Annotated in this window: 14 protein-coding genes; 6 read left to right on the top strand and 8 right to left on the bottom strand. The window is 69.5% G+C overall.

Annotation, left to right across the window (positions count from 1 at the left end; translation table 11 throughout):
• Positions 1-25: 25 nt before the first annotated feature.
• The 5 genes from IEX49_RS04015 to IEX49_RS03995 all read right to left on the bottom strand — a co-directional run bounded on the left by IEX49_RS04015 (position 26) and on the right by IEX49_RS03995 (position 2,992).
• Positions 26-265 (bottom strand): heavy-metal-associated domain-containing protein, encoded by a 240-nt coding sequence (locus tag IEX49_RS04015; protein WP_188804449.1) that lies wholly within the window; start codon positions 263-265, stop codon positions 26-28.
• 50 nt (positions 266-315) lie between these two features.
• Positions 316-702: a metal-sensitive transcriptional regulator gene (locus IEX49_RS04010; protein ID WP_188804447.1), complete on the bottom strand. Its 387-nt coding sequence runs from the start codon at positions 700-702 to the stop codon at positions 316-318.
• A gap of 78 nt (positions 703-780) precedes the next feature.
• Positions 781-1,707: a cation diffusion facilitator family transporter gene (locus tag IEX49_RS04005; protein ID WP_188804445.1), complete on the bottom strand. Its 927-nt coding sequence runs from the start codon at positions 1,705-1,707 to the stop codon at positions 781-783.
• Between the two features lie 95 nt (positions 1,708-1,802).
• Positions 1,803-2,564 (bottom strand): arsenate-mycothiol transferase ArsC, encoded by a 762-nt coding sequence (locus tag IEX49_RS04000; RefSeq protein WP_188804444.1) that lies wholly within the window; start codon positions 2,562-2,564, stop codon positions 1,803-1,805.
• A 26-nt stretch (positions 2,565-2,590) separates the two neighbouring features.
• Entirely contained in the window at positions 2,591-2,992 is a 402-nt protein-coding gene (locus IEX49_RS03995; RefSeq protein ID WP_188804442.1) for a three-helix bundle dimerization domain-containing protein, read from the bottom strand.
• 193 nt (positions 2,993-3,185) lie between these two features.
• On the opposite strand from IEX49_RS03995, the gene IEX49_RS03990 reads away from it, so the two are divergent.
• The 5 genes from IEX49_RS03990 to rlmN all read left to right on the top strand — a co-directional run bounded on the left by IEX49_RS03990 (position 3,186) and on the right by rlmN (position 10,329).
• Positions 3,186-4,547 carry a hypothetical protein gene (locus IEX49_RS03990; protein WP_188804440.1) on the top strand — a complete coding sequence of 454 codons (1,362 nt, stop codon included), beginning with the start codon at positions 3,186-3,188 and terminating at the stop codon, positions 4,545-4,547.
• Entirely contained in the window at positions 4,544-5,353 is an 810-nt protein-coding gene (locus IEX49_RS03985; RefSeq protein ID WP_229672215.1) for an oxygenase MpaB family protein, read from the top strand. The genes IEX49_RS03990 and IEX49_RS03985 overlap by 4 nt, the downstream gene beginning before the upstream one ends.
• A 94-nt stretch (positions 5,354-5,447) precedes the next feature.
• Positions 5,448-6,653, top strand: a complete 1,206-nt coding sequence (locus tag IEX49_RS03980; RefSeq protein ID WP_229672213.1) for an MFS transporter — start codon at positions 5,448-5,450, stop codon at positions 6,651-6,653.
• A gap of 231 nt (positions 6,654-6,884) precedes the next feature.
• Positions 6,885-8,711 carry an asparagine synthetase B family protein gene (locus IEX49_RS03975; protein WP_188804438.1) on the top strand — a complete coding sequence of 609 codons (1,827 nt, stop codon included), beginning with the start codon at positions 6,885-6,887 and terminating at the stop codon, positions 8,709-8,711.
• Between the two features lie 322 nt (positions 8,712-9,033).
• Positions 9,034-10,329, top strand: a complete 1,296-nt coding sequence (gene rlmN / locus IEX49_RS03970; RefSeq protein ID WP_188805004.1) for a dual-specificity RNA methyltransferase RlmN — start codon at positions 9,034-9,036, stop codon at positions 10,327-10,329.
• A 189-nt stretch (positions 10,330-10,518) separates the two neighbouring features.
• Here the strand turns inward: rlmN and IEX49_RS03965 are convergent, their stop codons facing one another.
• The 3 genes from IEX49_RS03965 to IEX49_RS03955 form a co-directional block, all read right to left on the bottom strand.
• A complete protein-coding gene (locus IEX49_RS03965; RefSeq protein ID WP_188804436.1) occupies positions 10,519-11,277 on the bottom strand; it encodes an MFS transporter in 759 nt (252 codons plus the stop codon).
• 77 nt (positions 11,278-11,354) lie between these two features.
• Entirely contained in the window at positions 11,355-11,801 is a 447-nt protein-coding gene (gene aroQ / locus IEX49_RS03960) for a type II 3-dehydroquinate dehydratase (RefSeq protein ID WP_188804434.1), read from the bottom strand.
• Positions 11,802-11,922: 121 nt separating this feature from the next.
• Entirely contained in the window at positions 11,923-13,320 is a 1,398-nt protein-coding gene (locus IEX49_RS03955) for an MFS transporter (protein ID WP_188804432.1), read from the bottom strand.
• A gap of 274 nt (positions 13,321-13,594) precedes the next feature.
• On the opposite strand from IEX49_RS03955, the gene IEX49_RS03950 reads away from it, so the two are divergent.
• On the top strand, positions 13,595-14,362 hold the full coding sequence (locus IEX49_RS03950; protein ID WP_188804430.1) for an IclR family transcriptional regulator: 768 nt from the start codon (positions 13,595-13,597) through the stop codon (positions 14,360-14,362).
• Positions 14,363-14,411 lie beyond the last annotated feature (49 nt).

Raw genomic sequence — 14,411 nt, 5'->3', positions numbered from 1 at the left:
GACGCTCGGGCCGGATCAGGACCGATCAGGCCAAGTCGAGCCCGGGGGTGGCCACGGCGTAACCGGCTTCTTCGACGGCGGCCTGCAGGTCCTCGGGAGCCGGCGCGCGTCCCTCGGAGGCGACAGTGGCAATGGAGGTTCCTCCGGCCACGAGGGTGACGTCGACGCCGGTGACACCCGGCAGTTCCTGGAGTTCCTCGGTGACGCTCGCAACGCAGTGGTTGCAGGTCATGCCGTTGATCTTGATGTCGGTGGTGGTGGTCATGGTGATCCTCCGTGGGGTGGTGTCGTGTGGGGCGGCCGGCGGCGAGCCGGTCAGCGCATGAGCCGGGCGATGGCTGCGGTGGCCTCGGCGACCTTGGCCTGCACGGCCTCGTCATTGCCGGTGTCCCGCGACTCGCGGGCGGCATCGGCCACGCAGTGACGCATGTGGTCCTCGAGCAGGCCGAGGCTGACAGCGTGCAGGGCCTTCGTGGCGGCGGCGACCTGGGTCAGGATGTCGATGCAGTACTTGTCCTCGTCCACCATCTTGGAGATGCCGCGGACCTGCCCCTCGATGCGGCGCAGCCGCTTGAGGTAGGCATCCTTGCTGGGGCTGTATCCGTGGTGCGCCCCGTCTGTGGCGTCCGCGCCCGCGGTGACCGAGGCGGACTGGTTGTCCCGGCCGGCGGTGCCGTGAAGGTCCGTGATGTCAGTGCTCATGACTCGAAGATATACCCCCGAGGGGTATCCAGTCAATTACCCCTGGGGGGTATCAATTGCCGATGGTTCCGGCGCGGGTCAGGAGTGCAGGTGCCCCTCCTGGTCCCGGTGCCCGGGCGGCTCCAGCTGGAAGGTGCTGTGGTCCAGGGGCAGCGCGAAGTGCTCGGCCACGCAGTCCTGTAGCGACCTCAGGATCTCCATGGTGTGGCCGTCCCCGAAGCAGCCGTGCTCCACCACCACGTGGGCCGTGAGCACGGGAGTCCCGGTGTCGATCCGGGAGACGTGCAGGTCGTGGACCTCAAGCACGTGGGGCTGCCCGAGCAGGTGGGTGCGGATCTCCGTCAGGTCCAATTCCCGGGGGACCGACTCGAGCAGGACACTGCCGGCCTCCCGTAGGATCACGAACGCGCGCGGAAGGATGAGTGCGGCGATGACCATCCCGGCCAGGGCGTCCGCACGGGTCCAGCCGGTGGTCGCGACGACCACGGCGCTGACGATGACGGCGACCGAGCCGAGGGCGTCATTGACGACCTCCAGGAAGGCAGCCCTCAGGTTCAGTGACCCGTCCCGCCCGCCGGCCAGGACGGCCAGGGCCACCAGGTTGCCGGCCAGGCCGATGATGCCGAAGACCAGCAGCCCGTCGGCGTCAACCTCGGCCGGCTCGGCGAGGCGTCGGAGGCCCTCGATGAGCGCATAGATCCCGACGGCGAGCAGTACCGTCGCCTGAGCGCCGGCGGCCAGCACCTCGGTACGGAGCAGCCCCCAGGTCCGGCGGTCGGTGGGCGGGCGCAGCATCAGGTTGGCCGCGATGAGCGCGACCAGCAGGCCTCCGGCGTCGGTGAGCATGTGGCCGGCATCCACGAGCAGGGCCAGGCTCCCGGTCAGCCAGGCGCCGATCACCTCGGCGACGAGGATGCTGGCGGTGATGCCGAAGGCGATCGCGAGCCGGCTCCGTGAGGATCCGGCGCCGTGTTGGTGGCCGGGCCCGTGCGTCGAGTCAGTCATGCCGTGATGATACGCCGCTAGGTCTCCGGGCCGCGTCACCGGCCAGGGCGGAGCCTGATCGCCCGGGGTGCGGCGCCCACGCGAGGCTGGGAACGTCAGGCGCTCATCTGCAGGGGGGGATGGTCTCGACGGTCGGACCCAGTCCCGGAGTCAGCGCCAGCCTCGGTGGCAGTGTCGGCGCCGACCTCACGCATCAGATCCAGCACCCGCGCATCGAGGTCCTCCCGCATGGCCCGAATGTCCTCGAGTGACCGTCCCACGAAGCTGGGGATGTCCCACTCGCGGTAGTCCTTGCCGGGCAGCTGATCCACCTGGTCGCCGCAGGACAGGGTGACCACGTGCTGGGCGGCGGCGTGGACATCCACGGACAGCGGCTTCGGGTAGGCCTGGTCCAGGGGGATGCCGATCTCGGCCATGACGGCCACGGCGTCCTCATAGAGGTGACCCACCGGCGCCACGCCGGCGGAGCGGGCCGTGACTCGCCCCTCCGAGTGCTTGAGCATCAGGGAGGCGGCCATCTGGGACCGTCCGGCATTGGCGTCATCGATGAACAGCACGCGGGGCAGGGGCGATTCGATGATCCCCTGAGCGATCCCGAGGGCGCGCAGCTGGCTGTCCGCGAAGTTGCCGGCCAGCAGGGGCAGGAAGGTCTTCACGGCCGCCCGGCGGTCCATCTCCTGGTAGGTCTCCTCCAGGATCCGGTCGACCGTGGCGCGGTCAGCCACCTGGGCGTAGCGCTCGTACAGGTGGGCTGCCGTCCGTTCCAAGACGTGGCGGTCCAACTCGGGGACGGCGTCGGGGGCATCGAGTCCACGGTCCTCCGGAGCCGTGTCCAAGGGGTTCTGGTGCGTGGTCATGGCTGCTCCTGGGTGGGAGTGGGGAATCAGGCGGCCGTTGTCATCCCGTCAAGGGTCTCGACGGTCTCGACCTCGGGAGTGCCGGCCGCGGCGGTGCGGTCAGCGATCTCGCGCAGGCGGGTCTCGGCCTGGTTCAGGGCGAGGGTGGGCAGGTAGGTCTTCAGCCGGGCCGTGCGGTTCAGCTCGCGATAGGCGGCGTGGACGGTGCGGCGGATGAGGCCACCGTCCAGGACCGGGGCAAACTTCGTCTGCAGGTCAGTGACGCCACGGGACAGCACGTGGGCATGGACGATCTGGTTGGCCCCGGTGGGCAGTGAACCGTTCATACCGTTGCCGGCGGCTGGGGCCATCGCGTGGCGGCCAGCCGTCCGGGCAGAGCGGGTCTCGGCCTCGGTGGCCAGGTTCTCGGTCATGACATGGGTGGTCATGGGCACCTCCTTCTATGGTCCCGCCAACCCTTGTTGGCGAGTCCGCCTCCTTCGTAAAGTGAACAAAAGGTAAACGGAGTATGAATCAGCATAGTCCAGTCGGCATCAAAACGGTAGAGGGTCGTTCCATGTGTCCGTCCATGAGGCGTTCGACATTGGGCCGTGGTGAGCACCGCGTGCCACCATCGTCAACGTGACGGACTTCAGCGCAACCTCAGCAACCGCCACCGGTCGACCGTCGGTGACCAGGGTCCCGGAGGGCCATCCCCGCCCGCTCGAAAGGCTCCTGTCGGTCCGTCGGCTCACCAGCCCGGTGGCCCGGGAGTCCTTGGCCATCTGGGTGGCCATCGCCTCCGGAGCCGCGGGAGCCGCCGTCGGGCTGCTGGTGTTCTCCGGGCGCCGTGCACCCCTGTCGGGCGACTGGTCCGTGGGTACCGCCGCGGCCATCCTGACCGCTGTGGCCGCGGGACTCGCCTGCCTGGTGGGGCTGGCGCGCTCCACCCGCACCACCCACCAGTGGATGACGCAGCGGCACTGGGGCTGGATGGTGGCGGACGCCGTCGGGCTCGTGGTGGTCCATGGAGCGATCGCCGTGATGGCCTGCCTGGCCTTGTTCCGCCTGTTCCAGGAGGCCTTCACCGGTCTGACCGTGGACGGCATCGCCTCCACGGTGATGCTGACGCTCACCGGTACCGTGGCGGGCTACCTCGGTTTCAACTCCTCGGCACGGATCTCCACCCGGTCCCTGTCCACCCTGCTGGCGCTGTTCATGGCCTCCGGGATGATCGTCTCGATGCTCCTGGCGGAGAACCCGTTCTGGTGGCATGCCTTCTTCTCCGAACTCGGCACCGGGCAGGCCGGGATCCTCTCCTTCTGGACGTTCAACACCACCCTCACGGTCTCCGGACTGGTGCTGACCACCCTGTCCTCCTTCATCACCCAGGACCTGTTCACCTGGGCGCGGGCCCGGGCCAGGCTCGGCATCCGCAAGGCGAGGATCGGCGTGCTGCGCTGGTCCCTGTTCATCATCGGACTGTGCATGATGGGCGCCGGAGTGGTCCCGATCAACTTCTCCGACCCCGTCCACTCCACGTTCATCCGCATCCTCGGCGTGGTCTTCATCGTGCTGCTGGCCAGCATCCAGCTCTGGCTCCCCGGCTTCCCGCCCGCCGTCTATGTGGGCACCTATCTGATGCTCGGCCTGGGCATCATCGCCACCCTGCTGTGGTTCCCGCTGCGCTACTACAACCTGACCGGCTTCGAACTCGCCATGGGCGGGGTGATCTACGCCTGGCTCGTGGTCTTCATCCGCAACCTCGATGCCGTGCTCACCGAGGCCGGCATGGGCGACCGGGCCCGGGACGCGGCCGTCCAGGAGGCTGTGGATGCGGTTCAGGAGACTGGCGAGGCTGTTCCGTCAGCACCGCAGCGGCCCGCCACCGCTGCGGTCCCGGTCTCCACCGCCTCCTTCACGACGCCGGCCCGGCAGCCGAGCGGCCGGCCCGCCTACCGCGGGTGGACGACTGGTCCAGGCGGGCCGGGGGGCCCGCGATGACCGCACCGACCGGCACGGAGGACCTGGCCCGGGAGGCCGTGGTGCTGGCCGGGGCCGGAGCGGCGATCCTGCTGCAGGTGTCCCACCCGTCCGTGGGCGCCGGGGTGGCACAACACTCCGACTTCGCGGCCGACCCGCTGAAGCGCCTGCGCCACACCCTGCAGTTCGTCTATGCCGCCGTGCTCCCGGAGGCGGGAGCCGCGCGAGAACGGGTGGCGGGCTGGGTGGGCGCTGCGCACGGCCCGGTCCAGGGCACGGATGCCACTGGACGTTCTTACTCCGCCGCCGATCCGCAGGCCCAGCTCTGGGTCACGGCCACCCTCTACTGGGCGGCCGAGCAGGCGCGGTGGCGGATCTGGGGCGAGTGGCCGGACGCGGTCGCGGGAGGCCATGGAGGCCGAGCTGGATCCGAGGCCGAGGCTGTCTATCGCGACTACGCCGTCCTGGGGACCCTGCTGGGCATGCCCGCCGATCTCTGGCCCGAAGACCGGGCGGCCTTCGCGCGGTACTGGGACGCCGCCGTCGGGAGCCTGGAGGTGACGGATGACGCCCGGGCGATCTGCCGGGACCTGTTCGCCGCTGAGGCGGCGCCGTGGTGGCTCCGGCGGGTGATGCCGTTGGTTCGGTTTGTCTCGGCCGGCATGTTGCCGGTGCGGATCCGTCACCAGCTCGGCCTTGACTGGGACGGTGCCGACTCCCGGCGGGAGGATGCCCTGTGGGGCGTGCTCCGGGCGGTGTACCCGCGGCTGCCCCTGCGCTGGCGTCAGCTGCCCGCGCGGCTGGTGGTCCGCACCCTCCAGGTCTGAACCGGTGGCCCGGAGTGGGCGGCACCGACTGCCCTGCCGGCGCCGAGACGCGAGGCTTCGTCATGAGCGGGCACCGCGCTGGCACAATGCTGGGATGACCACTTCACCGGCGTCCAGGCCGTCACCGGTCTCCTGGGTGTATCTGGCGCTCTGCGTGGTCTTCGTGTCCCTCAACCTGCGGACCCTGTTCTCGAGCTTCTCGGCCATCCTCCCGGAGATCGTCACCGCCACCGACCTGCCGGCCTGGGGTGCCACCCTGCTGACGACCGTCCCCGCCACCCTGCTCGGTGTCTTCGCACCGCTCGCACCGGTCCTCGCCCGCCGCTTCGGCACCTGGCAGGTGCTGGCGGGGGCGCTGGCGCTGCTGACGTTCGGCCTGGTGCTGCGCTCGGTCCCCGTTCCCGACGGCGGCGCCATGCTCACGCTCCTGGCCGGCACCGTGGTCTCCGGGGCGGCGATCGCCCTGGCCAACGTGGTGCTGCCCAGCATCGTCAAGCAGGACTTCGCCGAGCATCAGGGCCTGATGAGCGGGCTGTACACCACCGCGATCTGTGGTTCCGCGGCCTTCGGCGCCGGGCTGACCTTCCCCTTCTACGAGGCGGTGGGGGACTGGAACCTGGCCCTGGGTATCTGGGCCGTGCCCGTGGCAGTGGCCGCCGCACTGCTCATCCCGGTGATCCTGCGGCACCGTTCCTCCGCCCGGGTCTCCACCTCGACCACGGGGCGCAGCCCGTTGACCTCCCCGGTCGCGTGGCACATCACCGCCATGATGGTCTGCCAGGCCATGACCTCCTTCACCTGTTTCGCCTGGCTCGCCCCGATCCTGCGGGAACGGGGGATCGACGGCGGTCTGGCCGGGGGGATCGTGGCCTTCTCCATCGTCCTGCAGATGGCCGGCTCGCTCCTGGGCCCGGTCTGGGCGACGCGATTGCGCTCGCAGTCGTCGCTGAATGTGGCCGCCGCCGTGCTCACCGGCGGCGGGTTCATCCTGGCCATCCACGGTCCGTTGGCCGGGATCTGGTGGTGGACCGGCATCCTCGGCGTGGGGCAGGGTGCGCTGACGGCGTTGGCCCTGACCATGATCACGCTGCGCAGCACCACGCCCCACATGGCGATCCGGGTCTCCGGCATGATGCAGGGTCTGGGGTATGGCCTGGGCTCGGCCGGGACTTTCATCACCGGTCAGATCTTCGCCACCACGGGGTCCTTCGGGCCGGCGGCCTGGCTGTTCGCGGCCTCCGGGCTCGGCGCCGCGGCTTTCGGCTGGTTGGCGGGCCGGGACCGGACGATCGCGGGGTAGCCGTCCGGCCGGCGTCGTGCCCTGCTGTGGCCTGCGTTGGCCAGGGTGCCCGCGTGGAGGGCGGGCCGGGTGGTCTCACCGCGTTACGTGTCCGGTGCCGGCGGTTCGTGTCGTTATCGTTAGTTGAGACCCGCCGGCGATCCCGCCCTGCGGGGGCCCGGGCAGGGCCGGCCTGCCGAGTTCCCGGACCCGTCCCGCAGCGGACGCCGGGTGAAAGGGAGGCCACACCACGTGACCGTTCTCCTGAGTATCGTCCCGCGCGGTACGGCGGACAAGGCCGGCCTCCGGGCTGTCTGCGCCGCCGCCGTCGAGTCCTACACGCCCTTCCTCGGGCCGCGCTACGGACAGGAACCCGTGGTCCACCGGGGCCTGTCCTCCCCCGGCGCGGTGCTGGTCGAATGGCCGGCCACGGCGGCACGCCACACCCGCCGCAGGGCCATCCGGTGGGCCTCGGCAACGTTCCCGGGCGTCGGCGATGAGCTGCTGCGTTCGTCCGGGCCGTTCGGTCAGCCGATGGAGTTGCGCACCCCTGTTGGGGGGTCCTACATGGCGATCGCCGGAAACCGGCGGGAGATCTACTCCTGGAATACCGTTCCGGCCCTCGAAGCCGTCCACTATGGCGAGGACGCCGACTACTTCTACGTCTCCAACCGCCCCCTGGCCATCGCGCTGGCCATGGCCCGAGGCGACGTCAACGCGGTCGAGACCAGCGATGACTACCTGGCCGAGGCCCTCAACTTCGGCTTCTCGATGTCCGGCCAGACACCCTTCGCCGGTGTGACGACCATCCCCACGCGGAGTGCGGTGAAGATCTCCGGTGGACGGCTGGAGGTGGTGGACGGGCCCGCGCGGCCCCCCGCCACAATCGCCCCGAACGAGGACCCGTTCCAGCCGGGGGTGTCTGAGCTCGAGGCGGCCTTGAACAGCTCCACCGACCGGCTCCTGGCCGCCCTGCCTGAGAAGACCATCCAGCTGCGTCTGAGTGGCGGCAAGGACAGCCGCCTACTGCTGGGACTTCTGCGGAACCGGGGCGTGGAAAACCTCCATGCGGTCACTCAGGGGAACGAGACCAGCGAGGAGGTGATGGTGGCCGCGCAGCTGGCCGAGATGACCGGCATCCAGCACTCCGTGGTCCGGCCGGCCATGAGCGTTCCCAGCAGCGTCATCGATTCCTTCACCCAATCCCTTCGCGACGGCCAGGGGTTTTTCCTGTCCGAGGCTCTCGGTGCCCCCTACGCCTTCGCGGACCCCTTCGTGATCGGGGAGGGCTATGCCTCGGGGCAATGGCCCACCTTCAAGGGGCTCTATCAGCGCAAGAAGAGCATCGTCCAGGCGGACCTGGACCACGAGTGGGCGGCGCACAACGCCCAGATCCTGACCCCGGAGCTCAATGAGAAGACGGCTCAGGCCCTGCTGGACTGGGCCGAGTCCATGCCCGGCAGCACCCCGGCGGAGATCCTCTACGCCTACGGCAGGGACATCCGCGCCAGCCGGTACATGCAGGCCAGCACCGTGGTGGTGGACGCGTACTCCCAGGTGTTCTTCCCCTTCGCGGACTCCGAGGTCACCGCCGTCTCCGATGCCCTGACTCCCTACCTGCGCTTCTCCCACATCGCCATGTTCCTGGTGATGCGCCGGGTGTGGAATGAGTCGATGGCGGTCCCCTTCGCCCGCGGCGGCCGGTTCCGGTTCGAGCGGGACGGACCCTCCGAGAAGCTCAGCGGTCCGGATTTCGCCCAGCGCACGGCCACCCCCGAACCCCGACCGGTCACCGTGCTGGGCGCCGATCGGATGGCGGGGGTCCCCGACCGGGCGCTCGTCGAGGAGCCCCTGACGGCCAGTTCCCGCTACCTGTTGGAGTGCGCCGCCTGGCCGCGCCTGGAGACGCTCTTGAGCCCCCAGTTCGTGGCCCTGATCCGCAGGCTGGCCGCCATGGAGACGGAACACGAGGCGCTGATGACCCTGCGAACGGCGAAGGGCAGGGTCCATACCCGGGTCAACCTCGCACGCGCGATCCTGGCGGACCGCTGGCTGTCCCGGGAGTGGCTGCGTCCCTAGGATCTCCTTCGAGTCTCCCGTCCACCGATTGGACACTCATGGGAGAATGGCGGGGATGGCTGAGACTTCTCGTCCCCGTGGAGGGGACCACGGTACGGACCGCACTGACCGGACCCGGGCGCGCCGGAAGGCGCAGCAGGGTCGGGGCACGGCTGTCCCCGCGGCCGACCCCGCGGACGCCCGGCTGGAGCATGCGCGAGACGGCAAGCTCAAGCTGAACCGCCCCAAGCGCGGCCTGATCGACGAGACCGAGGCACAGCAGATCGCCGAGGACCGTGCCCGGCTACAACAGCAGGGAATCGGCGGGCCGCTGGACGGGCGGATGCTCTCCAACCCGGCCGCCACGGATGGAGGCCGGCCCCAGGTCCGTCCGCAGGCCGAGGGCTGGAAGCAGCAGACCACCGACGACGGCCGGCCGCTGCTGCAGTTCAAGCAGCCCCGCGTGGCGCAGCCCAAGACCCACCTGGCGGACCTGACACTCGCCGAACGCCAGGCCAAGGTGGCCGAACTCGGGTTCCCCGCGTTCCGTGCCAAGCAGCTCTCCAACCACTATTTCAATCACTTCACCTCGGACCCGGACCGGATGACGGACCTGCCGAAGGGCGCGCGGGAGAAGCTCGTGACGGAGCTGATGCCGCCACTGCTGACCGAGGTCCGCCGGCTCACCACGGACAACGGGGACACCATCAAGTTCCTCTGGCGCCTGTTCGACGGCGCCCTCGTGGAGTCGGTGCTCATGCGCTACCCGGGGCGGGTGACCCTGTGTGTGTCCAGCCAGGCCGGCTGCGGCATGAACTGCCCCTTCTGTGCCACCGGCCAGAACGGGCTGACCCGCAACATGTCCACGGCCGAGATCGTGGAGCAGGTGGTCCGCGCCAACGAGGTCATCGCCGAGGGCGCCTTGGGCGGCCTGCGCAAGGACGGCGGCCACAACGCCGAGCGCGTCACCAACATCGTGTTCATGGGCATGGGCGAGCCGCTGGCCAACTACAAGCGGGTCATCGCCTCGGTGCGCCGCATGGTGGACCCGGCCCCCGAAGGACTCGGCATGTCCGCGCGCCACATCACCGTCTCCACGGTGGGCCTGGTGCCGGCCATCAACAGGCTGGCCGAGGAGGGCATCCCGGTGACCTTCGCCCTGTCCTTGCACGCCCCGGACGACGAGCTGCGGGATGAGCTCATCCCGGTGAACTCGCGGTGGAAGGCGGACGAGGCCATCGATGCGGCGTACAACTACTTCGTCAAGACCGGACGGCGGGTGTCCATCGAGTACGCGCTGATCAAGGACATGAACGACCACGCCTGGCGCGCCGACCTGTTGGGCCAGAAGCTCAACGCCCGCGGCCGCGGTTGGGTGCACGTGAACCCCATCCCGTTGAACCCGACACCGGGCTCGATCTGGACCTCGTCCGAGCCGGACGTTACGGACGAGTTCATCAACCGCCTCGAGGCCGCCGGTATCCCGACCACGCTGCGGGACACCCGTGGGAAGGAGATCGACGGCGCGTGCGGCCAGCTGGCAGCCGAGGGGGACGAGGACGAGGGTGCGGAGGGTGACGTCACGCCGTCGGACCGGCGCCCCGGTGCGTCTTCCGCCTCGATCGACCTGCGCGCCTGAACCGGGCCGTCAGCCGTCGACCTGCGGTGGTGCGGTGGCTCAGCGGCCGGCTGTGACCTCTGCCGCAGTGGCCACGGGGGCGCTGAAGACGGCTCGGTGGCGGAGCCGGACGAGCAGCCCCAGGAGCGCGGAGGCCACGGAGACGATGATGCCGAGCCAGACCACGGTCTGGTAGGGGCCGCGGAGCGCCTAGACGGAGACCAGACGGGCAGCCTCCGAGGAGGACATTCCGGCCAGGTTCTGACCCATGCCGGGCAGTGACTGCTGGGCCAACCAGAACGCGCCGGTGGACGTGAAGCCGAAGATCACCAGGGCCACGCCCTCCACGGAGAGCTTGGCACCGGGGACGGAGCTGGCCGGTGCTGGGCTCTGGCCCTCACTCGTCTGCGGCGCCCGCTCACGGTCCGGGAACCTCACGAAGAACATGGCGACGAGGATCAGGGCCAGGAGGGCGGCCGCGCCGTAGAAGGACGTCCGCCAGAAGAGTCCGCCCGCCACGAGGATCGGCAGCAGGAGCTGTCCGATGGCGATGGCCGCCTTGACCAGGAGGTTGGCCGAACCCGCCTTCCGCGGGAACGATTCCATGAGGGCCGGATAGGCGCCGGAGTCCAGGAAGGCGTTGGCGATGCCGAACCACAGGGACAGGATGAAGCCGATCACGTAGTTCGTGCTGAAGGCCATCCCCACGAAGAACACGACGTTCATCGCCAGTGAGGTCATGATCATCGGCCGCCGGCCCAGCCGGTCGGACAGGAATCCGGCGACGACCGGGCCGATGAGCTTGCCGATGCCGATGCCCGAGATGGCGAGGGCGATCTGGGCCTCCGTGGCGCCCCATTGGTCCATCAATGCGCCGCTGTTCTGCGAGATGATGATCAGCGCAGCACCGTAGACGACGAAGTAGAAGTAGATCGAACTGGCGGTGGGGAGATACGGATGGTTCCGCATGGATCGACCTTTCGGGGACTCTGGCGCGATAGCAGGCCTGTGGGGCGCGGGACCCCGGGGCGAGGATCAGACAGGTTTTAGAGCAGGCGGGCCATGTGCTCCAGTGCCAGCCGGTAGCCGTGCACGCCGGCGCCGGCGATGACCGCCTCGGCCACCTTGGAGACGTAGGAGTGGTGGCGGAACTCCTCGCGCCGGTGGATGTTGGTGATGTGCACCTCGATCACCGGCAACTCGGCGGCCAGCAGGGCGTCCATGATGGCAATGGACGTGGTGGTGTAGCCGGCCGGGTTCAGGATGATGCCACTGCCGGAGGCACGGGCCTCCTGGATCCAGTCGATGAGGACTCCCTCATGATTGGACTGCCTGAACTCCACGGCCAGGCCGAGGCCCGAGGCCGTCTCCTCGCACAGCTCACGCACGTCGTCCAGCGTCGACGTGCCGTACTTCTCCGGCTCGCGCTGGCCCAGGAGGTTCAGGTTGGGGCCGTTGAGCACGAAGATGGTCTTGCTGGTGGGCGGGGTCATGATCACTCCTGGGTGGCTGGGCCGCTGCGCGACCGGTGATGATTTTGCAGAGGACGGGGCCGGATGGTCCGGCCCCGTCCTCGGTCTCACGTGGTGCGGCCAGTATCCCAGGCCGGTGAGGTCAGCGCTTGGAGCCGTGGTGTAGCCCGGCCTCGAGCTCGGCGTCGGACACCGGGTTGCCGAGCTCGCGCAGCGGCGTCTTGTAGGTCTCGCGGGTGGTCAGAGCCACGAGGGTCGCCAGGATGGTGGCGCCGGAGACGAGCCAGGCGGCCGGGCCCCAGTTCTCATAGTTGTCACCCACCAGCGCGGTGGCGATCATCGGGGTGAACCCGGAGACCAGGATGCCCACCTGGAGGCCCACGGCGACGCCGGAGTAGCGCACCTTGACGTTGAACAGCTCGGAGAACCAGGCCGGGTAGACCGCGTTGGACATGGCATAGGTGACGCCCAGGATGATGGTGGAGGTGACGAAGATCAGCGCGACGTTCGCCGTGGCGATCGCGTTGAAGTACACCCAGATCATCACGGCGGTGGTGGCCGTGCCGGCGATGAAGGTCGGCTTGCGCCCGATCTTGTCCGAGAGGTAGGCGGCTGCCGGAGTGGTGAAGATGGCCACGATGTTGCCGACGATGGTCACCCACAGCATGGTGGAGGAGTCGATGCCCACGGACGTGGCGTAGGAGAGCCCGAAGGCCTGCATCAGGGTGTTGGTCACGACCTGGAGGGACAGGATGGAGATCTGCACGAACTGCACCGGGTGGGTCTTCAGCATGACCAGGAAGGGGGCCTTCTCCTGCTCGCCGGCGTCCTTGGTCTCCTGGAAGTCCTCGGGTTCGGCGAGCTGCCGGCGCACGAACCAGGCGACGGCGAGCACGAGGATGGACGCCAGGAACGGCAGGCGCCAGCCCCAGCTGAGGCGGTCGGCCTCGTCCATTGCGGTGATCGGCAGGAAGGCCAGGGAGGCCAGGACGATGCCGGCGGCGATGCCGGAGATGGAGAAGGACGGGAAGAACCCGCGCAGGCCGACGGGGGCCTCCTCGGTGCTCAGCGCGGACGCTCCGGCGATCTCGGCGCCCGCGGACAGGCCCTGGGCCAGTCGCAGCACCACGAGCAGGATTGGGGCCCAGAGGCCGACCTGCTGGTAGGTGGGCAGCACGCCGATGAGGAAGGTCGCCACGCCCATCAGCAGCAACGTGGCCAGCAGGATGGACTTCCGGCCGACCCGGTCGCCGAGGTGGCCGAAGACGATGGCGCCGAACGGGCGGGCCACGTAGGCGACGCCCAGGGTGCCGAACGAGGCCACCATGGTCAGGGCGTCACTGCCGGTGTCCGGGAAGAAGATGTGGGGGAAGACCAGCGAGGCGGCCGTGGCGTAGACGAAGAAGTCGTAGTACTCCAGGGCGCCGCCGAGGAAGGCGGACCAGCCGGCCCGCTTGGCCCGGGTCATCCGGTATTGCTGCTGTTCCGGCGTCAGGGACTCCAGCGTGCCGCTGGTGTCCTGCTGGATGGTGGTGCTCATGTGTTCTCCCAGGGGGGACGTGGTCGTGGCCAACCTCGGGTCCGGAGCCGCCCCTGCTCGCATCACGCTCGCGGGGCGGTCGGATCACCGACAGGGGGTCGGGTGGCCGGTGACACCCGCTTCTGTGAACGGGGTCACGGTGCTTCAGAGAAGCCTTCCGCTCCGCCGCGGCCCAGACAAAACACAGCCCATTCAATGGGTTAGGCTCGTCTCTGTGTCCAAGGCGCGGCAGTGGGTCCAGAAGTGTGCCCTGGCCTGATGGGAGGACGTGACGGTGGCGAATTCCAAGTCCGGTGAATCGGTCGTGTCCAGGGTGGCGCGCCTGCTGCAGTGCTTCGACGCCGACCACGGTGAGCTCTCGGCCGCCGAATTGGCCGAGCGGGCCGGGCTGTCCACGTCGACCACCCACCGGCTGGCCTCGGCCATGGCGGAGGACGGCCTGCTCTTCCGCACGGGCCGCGGCCGCTTCCGGATCGGTCTGGCCCTGTGGGAGGCGGGCCAGCGTGGCACCCGCTTCCAGGCCTTCTCCCAGCTGGCCCTGCCGTTCATGGAGGCCATCCACGTCACGCTGAAGCAGAACGTCAGCCTCTCGATCCTGGACGAGTCGACGGCGGAGATCGTCTACCTGGAGCGGCTCACCCATCGCGGGGCCCAGGAGGATCTGACCAAGGTGGCGCTGCGCCAGCCGGCCCTCTCCGTCTCAGCCGGCCTGGCCATGCTGGCCTTCTCGCCCGCACCGGTGCAGGAGCGGATCCTGTCCATGCCCTGGGATCCCAGCGCGCTGCAGTCGGGCGTCACCGAGGGGCACATGAGGCGCCGGCTCGCCCAGGCCAGGGTGGACGGGTATGTCCATCTGCCCGGGGTGCTGGTGGGGTCGCTGGCCGGCCTCGCGGCGCCGATCCTGGACGCGCACCGGCAGGTGCTGGGTGCGCTCGCCATCGTGCAGACCATGGCGGACGTCAACCTCAAGGTGCAGGTTCCGGTGTTGCTCTCGGCCACCCGTGGGCTCTCGGGGATGGTCGGGAATCTGCCCCGCGACTGAGTTGGCCGATGGGCACGACGGCGGGAGGCCGGTTCCCGCTCGTGGGTGG

The sequence above is a fragment of the Citricoccus zhacaiensis genome (assembly GCF_014645315.1).
Taxonomy (GTDB): domain Bacteria; phylum Actinomycetota; class Actinomycetes; order Actinomycetales; family Micrococcaceae; genus Citricoccus; species Citricoccus zhacaiensis.
Note: the sequence above shows the minus strand (reverse complement) of the source record. Positions and strands in the feature narration are given on the sequence as shown.

Coding starts and splice junctions, on each gene's coding strand:
- IEX49_RS04015 (WP_188804449.1), bottom strand. CDS start 265: ATGACCACCACCACCGACATCAAGATCAACGGCATGACCTGCAACCAC.
- IEX49_RS04010 (WP_188804447.1), bottom strand. CDS start 702: ATGAGCACTGACATCACGGACCTTCACGGCACCGCCGGCCGGGACAAC.
- IEX49_RS04005 (WP_188804445.1), bottom strand. CDS start 1,707: ATGACTGACTCGACGCACGGGCCCGGCCACCAACACGGCGCCGGATCC.
- IEX49_RS04000 (WP_188804444.1), bottom strand. CDS start 2,564: ATGACCACGCACCAGAACCCCTTGGACACGGCTCCGGAGGACCGTGGA.
- IEX49_RS03995 (WP_188804442.1), bottom strand. CDS start 2,992: ATGACCACCCATGTCATGACCGAGAACCTGGCCACCGAGGCCGAGACC.
- IEX49_RS03985 (WP_229672215.1), top strand. CDS start 4,544: ATGACCGCACCGACCGGCACGGAGGACCTGGCCCGGGAGGCCGTGGTG.
- IEX49_RS03980 (WP_229672213.1), top strand. CDS start 5,448: ATGACCACTTCACCGGCGTCCAGGCCGTCACCGGTCTCCTGGGTGTAT.
- rlmN (WP_188805004.1), top strand. CDS start 9,034: ATGCTCTCCAACCCGGCCGCCACGGATGGAGGCCGGCCCCAGGTCCGT.
- IEX49_RS03965 (WP_188804436.1), bottom strand. CDS start 11,277: ATGCGGAACCATCCGTATCTCCCCACCGCCAGTTCGATCTACTTCTAC.
- aroQ (WP_188804434.1), bottom strand. CDS start 11,801: ATGACCCCGCCCACCAGCAAGACCATCTTCGTGCTCAACGGCCCCAAC.
- IEX49_RS03955 (WP_188804432.1), bottom strand. CDS start 13,320: ATGAGCACCACCATCCAGCAGGACACCAGCGGCACGCTGGAGTCCCTG.